Source organism: Streptomyces sp. cf386 (assembly GCF_900103585.1).
GTDB lineage: Bacteria > Actinomycetota > Actinomycetes > Streptomycetales > Streptomycetaceae > Streptomyces.
Window position 1 is genome coordinate 311,403 of sequence record NZ_FNHV01000012.1, and the last position, 14,907, is coordinate 326,309.

Genomic DNA, 14,907 nt, shown 5'->3' on the forward strand with positions numbered 1-14,907 from the left:
CAAGCGACCTCAGATCGGAGCCCTTCGCAGTGACACCCCTGACCACCAGCACGTTCGACCTCCCCGACCGCCTCTCCGCCAAGGCCGACCCCACCCTGATCGCCGGCGACGAGCGGTACTTCGCGTCCCTCGCGGAGTGCCTGGAGCAGTCGATCGCCGAGGTGTCCGACCGACTCGACGCCGAGCGCAGGGCGCCCGGCGGTCTGGGCCGGGAGGCGATGGACCGGGACGCGGAGATCCACCGGCTGACCGCTCGCCTGCGCACCCTGCGCCGCTTCGGCCTGGACCTGTGCCTCGGGCACATGGTGAGCGCGGACGACTCCGAGCCCGTGTACATCGGACGGCTCGGCCTCACCGACAGCACGGGCCGTCGGCTGCTGGTCGACTGGCGCTCCCCCGCGGCCGAGCCGTTCTTCGGAGCCACCCACGCCAACCCGATGGGTCTGGCGAGCCGCCGCAGGTACCGCTGGACCGGCGGCCGGATCAGCGACTACTGGGACGAGGTGTTCACCCCGGGCGGACTCGAACGGCACGCCGCACTCGACGACCAGTCCGCCTTCATCGCGAGCCTGGGCACCAACCGGTCGCCCCGGATGCGCGACGTGCTCGGCACCATCCAGGCCGACCAGGACGCCATCATCCGCGCGGGATCACGCGGCGCACTCGTCGTCGACGGCGGTCCGGGCACGGGGAAGACCGTCGTCGCCCTGCACCGCTCCGCCTACCTGCTCCACTCCGACCCCCGCCTCGGTCACCGTCGGGGCGGCGTCCTGTTCGTCGGTCCGCACCGGCCGTATCTGGCGTACGTCGCCGATGTCCTCCCCAGCCTCGGCGAGGAGGGCGTGCAGACCTGCATCCTGCGGGACCTCGTCGCCGAGGGGGCCTCGGCGGGGGTCGAGGCCGACCCGGAGGTGGCCCGGCTGAAGTCGTCGGCGGACCTGGTGAAGGCGATCGAGACGGCCGTCAGGTTCTACGAGGAGCCGCCCGCCAAGGGCATGACGGTCACCACCCACTGGTCCGACATCCGGCTGAGCGCCACCGACTGGGCCACGGCGTTCGAGGCGGCGGAACCCGGCACCCCGCACAACGAGGCGCGCGACCAGGTCTGGGAGGAACTGCTCACGATCCTGGTCGACAAGCACGACGACGAGGCCTCGGCCCAGGACGGCGAGGTCTCGGAGGAGCTGCTGCGCAGGTCGCTGGCGCAGAACCGGGAGCTGCGCACGGCCTTCAACCGTGCCTGGCCGCTGCTCGAAGCGACGGACCTGGTCGGCGACCTGTGGACGGTACCGGCGTACTTGCGGATGTGCGCGCCCTGGCTCGACCGCGACGAGGTGCACAGCCTCCAGCGCACGGACCCCCAGGCCTGGACGGTGTCCGACCTGCCGCTCCTGGACGCGGCACGGCAGCGTCTGGGCGACCCCGAGACGGCCCGGGAGAAGCGTCGGCACAAGGCCATCCTCGCCGCCCAGCGCGAGCGCATGACGCAGGTCGTCGACAACCTGATCGAGGCCGTGTCCACCTCCGGCGCCGACGGTGACGACGGCCTGGGCCTGGTGACGATGCTGCGCGGCCAGGACGCCCAGGTCAGCCTGGTCGACGAGGCCGAACTGTCCACCATCGACCCCGACCTGCTGGCCGGCCCGTTCGCGCACATCGTCGTGGACGAGGCCCAGGAACTCACCGACGCCGAGTGGCAGATGCTCCTGCTGCGCTGCCCGTCCCGGAGCTTCACCATCGTCGGAGACCGCGCCCAGGCCAGGCACGGCTTCACGGAGTCCTGGCAGGAGCGCCTCGAACGCATCGGCCTCGACCGGATCGACCTGGCATCCCTGAGCATCAACTACCGGACGCCGGAAGAGATCATGACGGAGGCCGAGCCGGTCATCCGCACGGCACTCCCGGACGCCAACGTGCCGACGTCCATCCGCAGCAGCGGCGTCCCGGTCACCCACGGACCGGTCTCCGACCTCGACTCGATCCTGACCGACTGGCTCACCACCCACACCGAAGGCACCGCCTGCGTCATCGGCGCCCCCACACTCAGCCCGACGGACCGCGTCCAGTCACTGACGCCGGAGCTGTCGAAGGGATTGGAGTTCGACCTGGTGGTCCTGGTCGACCCGGAGAACTTCGGCGAGGGCATCGAGGGAGCGGTGGACCGCTATGTGGCGATGACGCGGGCGACACAGCAACTGGTCGTCCTCCGATAACTGCACGCCCCAGGGGCGCGGGGCTGCATCGATATGCGGCTCCGCCGCGCGGGCGCGACCAGCCACAACGTACCCGCGCCCGCCCGACAACCTCACCCCACCGACGAGTAGGCGACAACCCCCCGCAGCAACCCGTCAACGGCCTTCCGCGCATTCTTCGCCACAGTCGACCCCTCCACAGGAGAAGCCGCCGAAATCTGCCCGAGCACATCGATCACCTGCTTGCACCACCGCACAAAGTCCCCGGCCGGCATCTCCGCCTCCCGAAGCACCTCATCCAGCCCGGAGCCACTCGCCCACATATACGCGGCCCACGCGAAGCCGAGGTCGGGCTCACGCTGCCCCACCCCCTCGCTCTGGGTGATGCGGAAATCCTCCTCAAGGGCATCCAGCCGCCCCCAGATCCGCACCATCTCACCGAGCGCGGCCTTGGCCTTGCCGGACGGCAGCTTCGGCGCCATCGCATCGTCCCCGACCCGCGCCTCGTACACCAACGCCGAGACACACGCGGCCAGTTCAGCCGGCCCGAGCCCCTCCCACACCCGCTCGCGCAGGCACTCGCTGGCCAGCAGGTCGAGTTCGCCGTAGAGCCGAGCGAGCCGCTTGCCGTGCTCGGTGACCTCGTCGCCGCGCAGATAGTCCAGCTCGGTCAGCAGCGCGACGATCCGGTCGAACGTACGGGCGATCGTGTTCGTGCGGCCCTCGATACGGCGCTCCAGCTGCGAGGTGTCCCGCAGCAGCCGGTGGTAGCGCTCGGCCCACCGGGCGTGGTCCTCGCGGTCGCTGCAGCCATGGCAGGGGTGCGCGCGAAGCGCACTGCGCAGCCGGTCGATCTCCCGGTCGTCCGCCGCCTGGGAGCGCCGCTTGCGGTGCCGCTCCGGCGCGATGTGCCCGGCCTTGGTGCGCAGCGCGGAGGCGAGGTCCCGACGGGACTGCGGGGAGCGCGGGTTGAAGGACTTCGGGATCCGCATCCGCTCCAACGCCTCGACGGGCACCGGGAAGTCCATGGACGCCAGCCGCTTGACCTGCCGCTCGGCGGTCAGAACGAGCGGGCGCGGGCCGTCGTGATGCTCGAACCCACGATGCCCGTTCGACCGCCCGGCGGGCAGGCCGGGATCCAGCACCAGCGCGAGACCGGCGTACTTGCCCGTCGGCACATGGATGACGTCGCCCGGCTTGAGCTTCTCCAGCGCGACCGCGGCCTCCGCGCGCCGCTCCACGGCCCCCTGCCGGGCCAACTCGTTCTCGCGGTCCTTGAGTTCGCGGCGCAGTCGCGCGTACTCCTCGAAGTCCCCGAGGTGGCAGGTCATGGACTCCTTGTAGCCTTCGAGCCCTTCCTCGTTGCGCTGCACCTGCCGCGAGATCCCGACGACCGACTTGTCGGCCTGGAACTGCGCGAAGGACGTCTCCAGCAGCTCGCGCGAGCGGTGCCGGCCGAACTGCTCGACGAGGTTGACCGCCATGTTGTACGACGGCTTGAAACTGGAGCGCAGCGGATACGTACGCGTGCCGGCGAGCCCCGCGAGGTGCTCCGGGCTGATCCCGCGCTGCCACAGCACCACGGCATGACCCTCGACGTCGATGCCACGCCGTCCCGCACGCCCCGTCAACTGGGTGTACTCGCCGGGGGTGATGTCGGCATGCTGCTCGCCGTTCCACTTGACGAGCTTCTCCAACACCACCGAGCGTGCGGGCATGTTGATGCCCAGCGCAAGCGTCTCCGTGGCGAACACGGCCTTCACCAGGCCGCGGACGAACAGCTCCTCGACGACCTCCTTGAAGGTCGGCAGCATGCCCGCGTGGTGAGCGGCTATGCCGCGCTCCAGGCCCTCCAGCCACTCGTAGTAGCCGAGGACATGGAGGTCCTCGGTCGGGATGGAGGCGGTGCGCTCCTCGACGAGGGAACGGACCTTTTCCCGCGCCTCCTCGTCGTTCAGCCGCAGTCCCGCGTGCAGGCACTGCTGTACGGCGGCCTCGCAGGCGGCGCGGCTGAAGATGAAGGTGATGGCGGGCAGCAGCCCTTCGGCGTCGAGCCGTTCGATGACCTCGGGACGCCCCGGCGTCCACACCCTGGACCGCTGTCTGCGCTCGCGCTCCCGGTCGGCCTCGCGCATGGCGCGGCCCCGTCGGCGGTCCTGGTACGAGGGCCGGGTCGCCTCCATGCGGGCCAGCCGCGTGAGGTCGGGGTTGACGGCCTTCTTGTGGCCCTCTCCCTCCTCGAACAGGTCGTACATCCTGCGTCCGGCGAGCACGTGCTGGAACAGCGGCACGGGCCGGTGCTCGGAGACGATCACCTCGGTGTCGCCGCGGACGGTGTCGAGCCAGTCGCCGAACTCCTCGGCGTTGGACACGGTCGCCGACAGGGAGACGAGGGTGACCGACTCGGGAAGGTGAATGATCACTTCTTCCCATACGGCGCCCCGGAAGCGGTCGGAGAGGTAGTGCACCTCGTCCATGACCACGTAGCCGAGGCCGAGGAGGGTCTGCGACCCCGCGTACAGCATGTTCCGCAGCACCTCGGTGGTCATCACGACCACGGCGGCGTCGGGGTTGACGCTGTTGTCACCGGTGAGCAGACCGACCATGCCGTTGCCGTAACGGCGGCAGAGGTCGGCGTACTTCTGGTTCGACAGCGCCTTGATGGGTGTCGTGTAGAAGCACTTCTTGCCCTGCATCAGGGCGAGGTGGACGGCGAACTCGCCCACGATCGTCTTGCCGGAGCCGGTGGGCGCGGCCACCAGCACGCCCTTGCCCCCTTCGAGAGCCTGGCAGGCCTCGATCTGGAAGGGGTCGAGGCCGAAGTCGTACATCTCGCGGAAGGAGGCGAGCGCGGTGGCCTGCTCGACAGCACGCCTGCGCGCTGCCGCGTACCGCTCGGCCGGAGAGAGGTCCTCTGTCATCGTGCTTTCGAGCGTACCGGGCCCCACTGACAACAGGACGATCATTATCCGGATCCGCGCTCGGCAAACCCGGGATCTCCGCAGCTCACGGCCGCGAGACGGAAGCGGCCGGGCACGCCCCGTAGGCGCCCCGGCCGCAACTCTTCGGCAACCGCCGCGATCAGGTCACGTCGTCGTATCCGTTGACCCGATCGCCGCTCGCCTGCTCGGGCAGCGCCCGGGCCGCGGGGACCGACTCGATCTCGCCGATGTCGTCGGGGGTCAGGTCCAGGTCGGAGGCCTCGTCGTCGGCGGGGCCCATGGCCTCACGGCGGCTCCTGCGCCGGTCGTTGGCCAGGGAGACGACGACCGCGCCGAAGTACAGGACCCAGATCGGACCGGCGAGGGCCATCATCGTCAGCGGGTCGGTGCTCGGCGTCGCGATCGCCGCGAACACCGTGATTCCCATGATCATGCCGCGCCACCAGCCGAGCATGCGCTTGCCGGTGATGGCACCCGTGAAGTTGAGCATCACCAGCAGCAGGGGCAGCTCGAAGGAGAGGCCGAAGACGATCACCATGCGCGTGACGAGATCGAGCAGATCGTCGAGCGGCAGGAGGTTGTCGACACCGAACGGGGTGAACTCGATCAGGACGTCGGCGGTCTTGGGCAGCACCCTGTAGGCGAAGTAGGCGCCGGCGAGGAAGAGCGGGAAGCCCGTGGCGACGAACGCGTAGGCGTACTTCCGCTCGTGCTTGTGCAGGCCGGGGGCGACGAAGGCCCACAGCTGGTACAACCAGACCGGTGCGGCCAGAACGACACCGGCCATCAGGGACACCTTCAGGGCCAGCGTGAACGGCGCGAGCAGACCATTGATCGTGATCTGCGCACACGGGTTCTCGTCGCGCGCCGTCTTGGCCAGTTCCTCGAACGACTTCGGGCAGCCGACCGATTCGAGGACCGGCTTGGTGAAGAAGTTGATGATGTCCTGATAGAAGAAGGCGGCGACGACCGTGATGACGACGATCGCGAGCAGCGCTTTCGCAAGCCGGTTGCGGAGCTCACGAAGGTGCTCCGCGAGGGGCATCCGCCCCTCGGGATCCTTCTCCTCTTTGCGGGCAGACTTCAGCAACCCACGTTCCCATCTCGTGCGGCGGACCGGCGGTCACCGGCCCTGCGTCAGCGCTTGGTGGTGTCCGTCGGCTCGTTGACCGGGCGCGAGCTGGTCACGTCGCCGGGAGCGGACTGGATGATGCGCTGAGCCGGGGGCTGCTGGTCGTCGCCGGTGTTGTTGTTCGGCGGGTCGGCCGGGGCGGCGGACTTGCCGTCGTCCTTCATGGCCTTCGCCTCGCTCTTCAGGATGCGCGCGGACTTGCCCAGCGAGCGCGCCATGTCCGGAAGCTTCTTCGCGCCGAACAGCAGGATGATGACGACGAGGATGAGAATGATCTCGGGGGCTCCGAGCCTTCCGAACATAAGTCTTTACCTTCTCACCGAGGCGGCTGGGGTGGGTGCTGTCCGACCGGTCGGACATGTGTCCGAACAGTCGTGATGCCAGCGATCGTAACGCTCGGGGGTGAACGTGAGGCAATCCCCGTGCGTACTCCCTGTCTGCGGACCGGGCCTCGTTCTCCGGGCCGCGACCTGCAGCGTACCCGCCCGGACCGCCGAGGTGACAGGGCGAAGTGGCCCAAAACGCATGCGGCGCAGGACTCACACCCAATACTTGAGGGACCTACAGCGAGTCCACAGCCCTGGCCGCGCTCACCGTCGCCCGCTCCAGATCCTCGGCCGCCCTGCTGATGCGCCCCGCCGACTCCGTGACCTGCCTGCCGAGGCGCTGCGCCTCCAGAAAGACCCGCACGGCGAGCACACCGAGCACCACGAGACCCAGAAAACCCACAGCTACCGCGAACATCGGCCAGAACATGACGCCGAGCCTAGACCGTCCTACAGCGCGGAGTGCAGCCGCAGGGTGCTGACCCCGCCGCCGGTGAGCAGCTCGATGATCCGCTCGCCGGCCGGCTTGCGGACGGAGATTCCGCACCCGGGGCAGGTGAAGGAGTAGAAGGTCGTACGACTGGTCGCGCCGATGGCGAGGCGCAGCGCGCTAGCGGCGAGTTCGAAGCTGCCCCGGCAGTCCGGGCAGCCCGCCCGGAACACCACCGGGGTCACGCTTCTCATCCCGGCGAAAGCGGACGCCACCGTCATCCCCGGCACTGCAGACGTCGCCGACTCACTCAAAGCCCTTGCTCCTGCCTGTCGAACTGCCTGTCCTACTGTCCGTCGCGAACCGGCTGCGCCTCGTGAGCGCCCTGCGCCTCGACCCCGTCGTAGGCCGCCAGCGCCTCACGGGCCGCCTGCCGGGCGCTGTCCGCCAGTTCGGGCGGCGACACGATGTGGCCGTCGCGGCCGAGCCGAAGCGCCAGGCGTCGCAGCGACGCCGGGTCGGGGGTGCGCAGAGTGATACGCAACCCGCCGTCCGCCAGCTCATCCGCGCTGTCGTGCGGGTAGTACTCGGCGACCCAGCGCCCGCCCGGCCCGACCTCGACGACGACCTCCGGGTCCTCCGCGGCGGGCTGCACGAGCCCCTCCGACAGGTCCCGCGGCTCGATCTCGGGCGGCGCCGACGGCTCGTCCAGGATCTTGATCTCGGCGACCCGGTCCAGCCGGAAGGTACGGCGCGCCTCGGAGCGCCGGCACCAGGCCTCGACATAGGTGTGGCCCACGCTGACCAGACGGATCGGGTCGATCTCGCGCTCGGTCAGCTCGTCGCGGGCCGGCGAGTAGTAGCGGATCCACAGCCGGCGCCGTTCGGAGATCGCGCGGTCGACGTCGGCGAAGACCCCGCCCTCCGACTCGAACGTCACCGACAGCCGGGAACTGGCCCCGGCCGCCTCCCCGGCCGCCGTCTCCACCTTGGCCGTCGCCCGCAGCAGCGCCTGCCGGTCGCCCTCGCGCAGCCCCGGCAGCGTGGCCACGGCACGGGCGGCCACCAGCAGCGCGGTCGCCTCGTCGGCGGCGAGCCGCAGCGGTTCGGCCGCGTCCGCCCCGAGCGCGGCGGGGTTGTGCCACCAGATGCGCTCGCCGTCGGTGTCGATGTCGAGCAGATCGCCACCGCGGAAGCTGGTGCCGCACATGGGCAGCACATCGAGGTCGGAGACCAGCTCGTCCTCGGAGATGCCGAAGGCGCGCGCGACATCCTCCAGGCGCGCGCCGGGCCGCTCCCTCAGATACGTCACCAGGGAGAGCATCCGCCGGGTCTGGTCGATGGCGCTCGCGGGCCTGACCGGTTTGCCTGCCACTGTCTCGCTCCGCTCCCCCTCAGCCCTTGGCCACGGCACGCAGCCGGTCCACCACATCGGCCCGCAGCTCCGCCGGCTCCAGGACCACCACATCCGGCCCGAACTCCACCAGCCAGGCATCCAGCCCGTGCCCGTACGGAATCTCCAACTCGTCCCAGCCGTCCCCAAGTTCCCTGACCGAGGTGGCCTTCGCCCGAAGGGGGTATCCCGCGTCCGTGCGCAGCCGGATCAGCGCGGAGCGGTCGGCGGTCTCCCCCGCCCAGCTCGCGACCGTCTCCCGCACGGTGACGACATCGGGGACCTCGGCGGTGAAACGACCGCTGCGGCTGCGCACCTTGCCGGTGATCCGGGACAGTCGGAACACCCGCTCGGCACCCCGGTCCCGGTCCCAGCCGGCCAGATACCAGTGGCCGCGCCAGCACTCCAGCGCCCACGGCTCCACATGCCGCGGTCCCGGGCGGGCGGCGGTGGCCTTGCGGTAGTCGAAGACGACCGGACGACGGTCCCGGCAGGCCAGCATCAGCGGCTCGAAGGCGGCCTCGTGCACCGGGATACGGGGCTCCAGGGCGCCGTGCGCCTCGTACGGGTCTACGTCCTCGGGCAGCCCGGCCGCGCGCAGCTTCTGCAGAGCGCCGCTGGCCGCACCCGCGAGCCGGGCCTGCTGCCACACCTTGGCGGCGAGACCCAGGGCGGCCGCCTCCTCGGCGTCGAGGGTGATCGGCGGCAGCCGGTTGCTGTCACGGCGGGCGAGATAGCCGACCTCGCCGTCGAGGTTCTCCACCGTCTCGATGACGAGGCCTAGCTCGCGCAGATCGTCCTTGTCGCGCTCGAACATCCGGTTGAAGGAGTCGTCGGAGCCGGTCGCACCCATGTCCGGCCCAAAGGCCTCGACGTACGCCTCGATGGACTCACGCAGCTCGCGCTTGCTCAGCGGTCGCCGCGTCCCGAGCAGACACAGCGCCAGGTTCATGAGCCGCTCGGCCTTGGCAATGGCCATCGACGCCCTTCGCCTTCCCTATGGTGCTTACGAGCGATGACCGTACCGCCCCGAAGTGGCGTGGCAAAAGCCGAGGGCCCATGCCCGGACAGGCATGGGCCCCAGGTAGTCGGGTCCGGTCGCCCGCCGATCAGACGCGACGACCGGGTGCGACGAGCGGATTCGACGATCAGACGCCGAGCAGGTCCACCACGAAGATCAGCGTCTCACCGGGCTTGATCGCCGGGGTCGGGCTCTGGTTGCCGTAGGCGAGGTGCGCCGGGATGGTCAGCTGACGACGGCCGCCGACCTTCATGCCCTGCACGCCCTGGTCCCAGCCCTTGATGACGCGGCCGCCACCCAGCGGGAAGCGGAACGGCGTACCGCGGTTCCAGCTGGCGTCGAACTCCTCACCCGTGCTGAAGGCAACGCCCACGTAGTGGACGGTGACGGTCTGGCCCGCCTGCGCAACCGCGCCGTCGCCCTCCCAGAGGTCCTTGATCTCGAGGTCCGCCGGGGGCTCGCCGCCCGGGAAGTCGATCTCGGGCTTGTCGATGCTCACGTCTTACGCTCCATGCTTGTTGTGGAAAGGCAACGGCCCCAGTCTTTCATCACCTCGGGCGGGGTCACATCTTCGCCAGGATGTCCACGGTGAAGACGAGAGTGGCGCCCTTCGCGATGCCGCTGCCCGGCTGCGGGTTGTCGCCGTAGCCCAGCTCCGGCGGGATCACGGTCAGCACCCGGCTGCCGACCTTCTTGCCGGCCAGCCCCTGCGTCCAACCCTTGACGACCTGCTGCAGCGAGAACGACGCCAGCTGCTTGTTGGCGTACGTCGAGTCGAACTCCTTGCCGGTGTCCCACTGCACGCCCTTGTACTGCACGAGCACCGTGCTCTCGGCGCTGACCTCGGGGCCGTCGCCCTCGATGATGTAGTTCGCCACCAGCTTCTTCGGCGGGTCCGTCTTGGGGATCTCGAGGGAGGGCGCCTTGCCGTCGGTGTTGGTGCCGACCTTCGGCAGATCCACGTTGTCCTGCGCGACCACCTCGCCCTTGGCGGAGCTCTTGGCGTTGAAGGAGTCCTCGATGTCGACCACGAACACCAGCGTGTCCGTGCCCTTGATCCCGGCCTGAGCGTTGCCCTCCGTGCCGTATCCCCAGGTCGGAGGGACCGCCATCTCCACGCGGCTGCCGACCTTCTTGCCGGCCAGACCGAACCGCCAGCCCTCGTAGATCTGGCCCTGAACGAGCGGGACGAGCGCCGCCGTCTTGGCGTCGTAGGAGTTGGCGAAGACCTTCGCGGTGTCCCAGATCTGGCCGAGGTAGTGGGCCTGGATGTAGTCGTTCTCGGCCACCACCTTGCCGCCGCCCGCGATGACCGTCTTCACCGCGAGGTCCTTCGACGGATCACCGCTGCCCTTGGCGACCGTCGGCTTCTCCCCGAACTTCGTGCCCGCGGTGATCGCCGGCACCGGACCGTCCACGATCTTCGGCGCCGGAGCGGCCGACGTCTCCGAGGGAGACGCGCTCTCGGTCGCCTTGCTCGACTCGTCCTTGTCGCCGCCGCATGCGGCGAGCGTGACCATTCCTGCGGGTACGGCGATGAGAATTGAGCGTCGGCGCACGGTTGGGGCCTCGTAATCGATCGATCTTGTGGATGGCGTGCGCGCAACTCTACGGCGTGAGAAGGGCGCCGTACGGGAAACGTACGGCGCCCGTGTTGCGTTCCGGACGACCGGCCCGGAACGGGACGGCTCACATACCGGCGATCAGTTTCTCCACCCGGTCGTCCACCGAACGGAACGGGTCCTTGCACAACACCGTGCGCTGAGCCTGGTCGTTGAGCTTGAGGTGCACCCAGTCGACGGTGAAGTCCCGGCGCTGTTCCTGGGCCCTGCGGATGAAGTCGCCGCGCAGCCGGGCCCTAGTGGTCTGCGGCGGAACGGACTTGCCCTCGAAGATCTTCAAGTCGTTGCAGATACGCGCTGCTTGACCCCTCTTCTCCAGCAGGTAGTACAGGCCACGACGGCGGTGGATGTCGTGATAGGCGAGGTCTATCTGGGCGACCCGCGGATGCGACATGGTCATGTTGTGCTTGGCCCGGTACCGCTCGATGAGCTTGTACTTCATGACCCAGTCGATCTCAGTGCCGATCCGGTCGAGGTCCTCGGCCTCGATCGAGTCCAGCGTGCGCCCCCACAGCTCCAGGACCTGCTCGACCGTCCCGGTACGGATACCGCGGCGCTCACAGAAGTCCACGGCCTTCTCGTAGTACTCGCGCTGCACCTCCAGCGCCGAGGCCTCCCGGCCACTGGCCAGGCGCACCTTGCGGCGGCCCGTGATGTCGTGGCTGACCTCGCGGATCGCCCGGATCGGGTTCTCCAGGGTCAGGTCCCGCATCACTGTGCCCGCCTCGATCATGCGCAGCACCAGATCGGTCGCGCCGACCTTGAGCAACATGGTCGTCTCGGACATGTTCGAGTCGCCCACGATGACGTGGAGACGGCGGTAACGCTCCGCGTCCGCGTGCGGCTCGTCGCGCGTGTTGATGATCGGCCGGGAACGGGTCGTCGCCGAGGAGACGCCCTCCCAGATGTGCTCCGCGCGCTGGCTGACGCAGTACACGGCCCCGCGCGGGGTCTGGAGCACCTTGCCCGCGCCGCACAGCAGCTGACGCGTGACGAGGAACGGGATGAGGATGTCCGCGAGCCGGGAGAACTCCCCGTGGCGCGCGACGAGATAGTTCTCGTGGCAGCCGTAGGAGTTGCCCGCCGAGTCGGTGTTGTTCTTGAAGAGGTAGACGTCGCCCGCGATTCCTTCCTCGTGCAGGCGTCGTTCGGCGTCCACCAGGAGTCCTTCGAGAATGCGCTCGCCTGCTTTGTCGTGGGTGACCAGTTCGGTCACGTTGTCACATTCGGGTGTGGCGTATTCCGGATGTGATCCCACGTCGAGATAGAGGCGGGCGCCGTTTCGCAGAAAGACATTGCTGCTGCGGCCCCATGACACGACACGGCGGAAGAGGTACCGCGCCACCTCGTCAGGCGACAGGCGGCGCTGTCCCCTGAACGTGCACGTGACGCCGTACTCGTTCTCCAGCCCGAAAATGCGGCGGTCCATGACTGAACATTACGCCCGATCCCCTGCGCTGAAACGGGGTTCGACAGCACGGTTTGGATCATTTTCCGATGAAGCCGCAACGACCGCACCCCTGGCAGGAGCTGCGAGGACCCGCCCTGTGCCCAGCAGGACCAGCAGCGAAACCGCCCCGGCGGCACCCGGTACGGCGAACCCCCAAAGGGCCCCGCCCGCCTCCACGACCGGCCCCGCCAGACCCGTTCCGACCGACGCCCCCACGGTGAACGTCGTCACCAGCCAGGAGAACGCCTCGGTGACCGTCCCACGCGGCGCGTGCAGGTCGACCAACACGAACGCGCAGGCGATGCACGGCGCCAGGAACACGCCCGCGAGCACGGCCAACAGTGTCATCGCGACCACTCCCGGCATCAGCGTCAGCGGCAGATAACACACCGCCAGAAGCCCCACCAGCACCCGCAGTCGCCGCGCCGGATCCCCACCCCACTGCCGCGCCCCGTAGACCAAGCCACCGATCAGCGCGCCCAGCCCCAAACCCGCCATCAGCCAGCCGTACACCGCGTCACCGCCGTTGTCGTCCGCGTAGGACACGGCCGCCACCGCGATCGACCCCATCGCCATCCCGACGAACAGGAAGGCGGCGAGCAGCGCCACCAGCCCGGCCGAGCGCAGCGCCCCCAGCCAGTGCGCCTCACGCGGCGCCGAACGCCACGCGCGCGAGGGCGCCGACACGACCACCGAGAGCGCGCCCAGCACCCCGACCACGTTCAGCACGAGCAGCGCCGCCTGCGCCGACCACAGCGACGTACACAGTGTCAGCAACAACGGTCCGACCGTGAACATGACTTCCTGGGCCACCGCGTCCATGGCATACGCCGTGTGCACCTGGCCCTCCTTGTGGAGCACCGACGACCACAGCGCCCGCAGGCCACCCTCCAGCGGCGGCGTGAACAGCCCGGAGGCCGCCACGGCCGCATAGGCGAGCGGCAGCGTGCCGATGCCCACGAAGGCGAACGCGGCCATCGCGAGCGCCGAGGCGACCGCGGCGGGCAGCTGCACCCGCGGCTGGCCGTACAGGTCCACCAGCCGCCCCAGCAACGGCTGCCCCACGGCGTTGGCGACGCCGTACACGGCCGCCAGACCCCCGGCCAGGCTGTAGGAACCGCCCTCCGCGCGCACGAACAGCATGATCGCGAGCGCAGCGACGGCATTCGGTAGCCGGCCCACGAGCGTGCCGACGAGCAGCCGCGCGGCATGCCTCGCTCTGAGGATCTCCACGTATGCGCCGGTCATCAGCCGCGCCGCCCTCCGCTCAAGTTTTACGTATAACGTCCTTCGTCATACGTACCATGTGCGCTGTTCAGGAGTCCAGACGAAGGAGCAGGCGGACGGTGGCACACGGCAGCAACCGCCCCACCAGCCGGGACGTCGCCCAAGCCGCAGGCGTGTCCCAGGCCGCGGTCTCCCTCGTCCTCGGCGACAAATGGCGCGGCCGCGTCTCCGAAACCACGGCGGAACGCGTACGCCGAGCAGCCCGAGAACTCGGCTACCGACCCAACCTCGCGGCCCGCAACCTCCGCCTCGGCCACACCCGAACCGTACTCCTGGTGGTCCCCGCCCTCACCACCGAATTCTTCGCCGGCGTCTACACCGGAGCCTCCCGCGTCGCAGCCCAGCACGGCTTCGGCGTGGTCCTCTACCCCTCCCCCGAAGGCATCGGCCCCGCCCGCGACCCTTTCGCCTCCGCCCAGGCCGCCCTGGACGGCGTCATCGCCTCCTCCATGGCCGCCGACGCCCTCACCGCCATCCGCGGCGACCAACTCCCCCTGGTCATGCTCGACAGCGACCCGGACGGCAGCCTCGGCGCCGCGACCGTCAACCTCGACATCGCCGACGGCGTCCGCCAGGTCGCCGCACACCTACTGGACCTCGGCCACCGCCGCATCCTGCACCTCGCGGCCGACATCGCATCCTGGACCTTCGACGTACGCGCACGTGAGCTCGCCACACACATCGACAAAATCCCCGGCACGTCGCTGCGCACGGTCCGCGCCCCCATCTCCATCGACGGCGCCCTCACCGCCACCGCCACCGCGCTCGCCACCGAGGAACCCCGCCCCACGGCCATCGTCTGCGACGACGACAAACTCGCCGCCGGCGCCTACAAGGCCGTACGCCGACTCGGCCTGCGCATCCCCGACGACATCTCCGTCACCGGCCTGGACGACCTCGCCCTCGCCACCGCCCTCGACCCGGAACTCACCACCGTCCGACTCGACGCCGAGCTCTTCGGCGAACGGGGCATGCAAGCCCTCCTGGCCGTCCTGGAAGGCCGCGAACCCGAGAGGGGCGACATCCAGGTCGAACTCGTCGTACGAGGCTCCACAGCGCCGCCCAGCGGGCACTGAACCCCACCCGGAAAGCCCAGTACCCCGGCCGAGCGG

13 protein-coding genes are annotated in these 14,907 nt (G+C 69.6%); 2 read left to right on the forward strand and 11 right to left on the reverse strand.

Annotated features, from left to right (window positions below):
* Nucleotides 1-29 precede the first annotated feature (29 nt).
* Nucleotides 30-2,213, forward strand: a complete 2,184-nt coding sequence (gene helR / locus BLU79_RS29940) for an RNA polymerase recycling motor ATPase HelR (RefSeq protein ID WP_093909051.1) — start codon at nt 30-32, stop codon at nt 2,211-2,213.
* Between the two features lie 92 nt (nt 2,214-2,305).
* Here helR and BLU79_RS29945 read toward each other — a convergent pair whose 3' ends face one another.
* The 11 genes from BLU79_RS29945 to BLU79_RS29995 form a co-directional block, all read right to left on the reverse strand.
* A complete protein-coding gene (locus BLU79_RS29945) occupies nt 2,306-5,158 on the reverse strand; it encodes a DEAD/DEAH box helicase (RefSeq protein ID WP_093909052.1) in 2,853 nt (950 codons plus the stop codon).
* Nucleotides 5,159-5,273: 115 nt separating this feature from the next.
* Nucleotides 5,274-6,224 carry a twin-arginine translocase subunit TatC gene (gene tatC / locus BLU79_RS29950; RefSeq protein ID WP_093909053.1) on the reverse strand — a complete coding sequence of 317 codons (951 nt, stop codon included), beginning with the start codon at nt 6,222-6,224 and terminating at the stop codon, nt 5,274-5,276.
* Nucleotides 6,225-6,271: 47 nt separating this feature from the next.
* On the reverse strand, nt 6,272-6,568 hold the full coding sequence (gene tatA / locus BLU79_RS29955; RefSeq protein WP_093909054.1) for a Sec-independent protein translocase subunit TatA: 297 nt from the start codon (nt 6,566-6,568) through the stop codon (nt 6,272-6,274).
* A 259-nt stretch (nt 6,569-6,827) separates the two neighbouring features.
* Entirely contained in the window at nt 6,828-7,022 is a 195-nt protein-coding gene (locus BLU79_RS29960) for a hypothetical protein (protein ID WP_093909055.1), read from the reverse strand.
* 20 nt (nt 7,023-7,042) lie between these two features.
* Nucleotides 7,043-7,336 carry a hypothetical protein gene (locus tag BLU79_RS29965; protein ID WP_093909056.1) on the reverse strand — a complete coding sequence of 98 codons (294 nt, stop codon included), beginning with the start codon at nt 7,334-7,336 and terminating at the stop codon, nt 7,043-7,045.
* A gap of 32 nt (nt 7,337-7,368) precedes the next feature.
* On the reverse strand, nt 7,369-8,397 hold the full coding sequence (locus BLU79_RS29970) for a helix-turn-helix transcriptional regulator (protein WP_093909057.1): 1,029 nt from the start codon (nt 8,395-8,397) through the stop codon (nt 7,369-7,371).
* A gap of 19 nt (nt 8,398-8,416) precedes the next feature.
* Nucleotides 8,417-9,394, reverse strand: coding sequence for a helix-turn-helix transcriptional regulator (locus tag BLU79_RS29975; protein ID WP_093909058.1), 978 nt, complete (start codon nt 9,392-9,394; stop codon nt 8,417-8,419).
* A gap of 169 nt (nt 9,395-9,563) precedes the next feature.
* A complete protein-coding gene (locus tag BLU79_RS29980; RefSeq protein ID WP_093909059.1) occupies nt 9,564-9,935 on the reverse strand; it encodes an FKBP-type peptidyl-prolyl cis-trans isomerase in 372 nt (123 codons plus the stop codon).
* A 64-nt stretch (nt 9,936-9,999) separates the two neighbouring features.
* On the reverse strand, nt 10,000-10,995 hold the full coding sequence (locus tag BLU79_RS29985; protein WP_093909060.1) for an FKBP-type peptidyl-prolyl cis-trans isomerase: 996 nt from the start codon (nt 10,993-10,995) through the stop codon (nt 10,000-10,002).
* A 130-nt stretch (nt 10,996-11,125) separates the two neighbouring features.
* Nucleotides 11,126-12,487 carry a Pup--protein ligase gene (gene pafA / locus BLU79_RS29990; RefSeq protein ID WP_093909061.1) on the reverse strand — a complete coding sequence of 454 codons (1,362 nt, stop codon included), beginning with the start codon at nt 12,485-12,487 and terminating at the stop codon, nt 11,126-11,128.
* A 9-nt stretch (nt 12,488-12,496) separates the two neighbouring features.
* Complete coding sequence (locus BLU79_RS29995; protein ID WP_093909062.1) at nt 12,497-13,756, reverse strand: MFS transporter; 1,260 nt, start codon at nt 13,754-13,756, stop codon at nt 12,497-12,499.
* A 56-nt stretch (nt 13,757-13,812) separates the two neighbouring features.
* Between BLU79_RS29995 and BLU79_RS30000 the strand changes: the two genes are divergently transcribed.
* Nucleotides 13,813-14,871, forward strand: a complete 1,059-nt coding sequence (locus BLU79_RS30000) for a LacI family DNA-binding transcriptional regulator (RefSeq protein ID WP_093909063.1) — start codon at nt 13,813-13,815, stop codon at nt 14,869-14,871.
* Nucleotides 14,872-14,907 lie beyond the last annotated feature (36 nt).

Bases quoted from the DNA above. Each gene is read 5' to 3' on its own strand.
- BLU79_RS29945 (WP_093909052.1), bottom strand. From the start codon at position 5,158: ATGATCGTCCTGTTGTCAGTGGGGCCCGGTACGCTCGAAAGCACGATG.
- tatA (WP_093909054.1), bottom strand. From the start codon at position 6,568: ATGTTCGGAAGGCTCGGAGCCCCCGAGATCATTCTCATCCTCGTCGTC.
- BLU79_RS29960 (WP_093909055.1), bottom strand. From the start codon at position 7,022: ATGTTCTGGCCGATGTTCGCGGTAGCTGTGGGTTTTCTGGGTCTCGTG.
- BLU79_RS29975 (WP_093909058.1), bottom strand. From the start codon at position 9,394: ATGGCCATTGCCAAGGCCGAGCGGCTCATGAACCTGGCGCTGTGTCTG.
- pafA (WP_093909061.1), bottom strand. From the start codon at position 12,487: ATGGACCGCCGCATTTTCGGGCTGGAGAACGAGTACGGCGTCACGTGC.
- BLU79_RS29995 (WP_093909062.1), bottom strand. From the start codon at position 13,756: ATGACCGGCGCATACGTGGAGATCCTCAGAGCGAGGCATGCCGCGCGG.
- BLU79_RS30000 (WP_093909063.1), top strand. From the start codon at position 13,813: ATGTGCGCTGTTCAGGAGTCCAGACGAAGGAGCAGGCGGACGGTGGCA.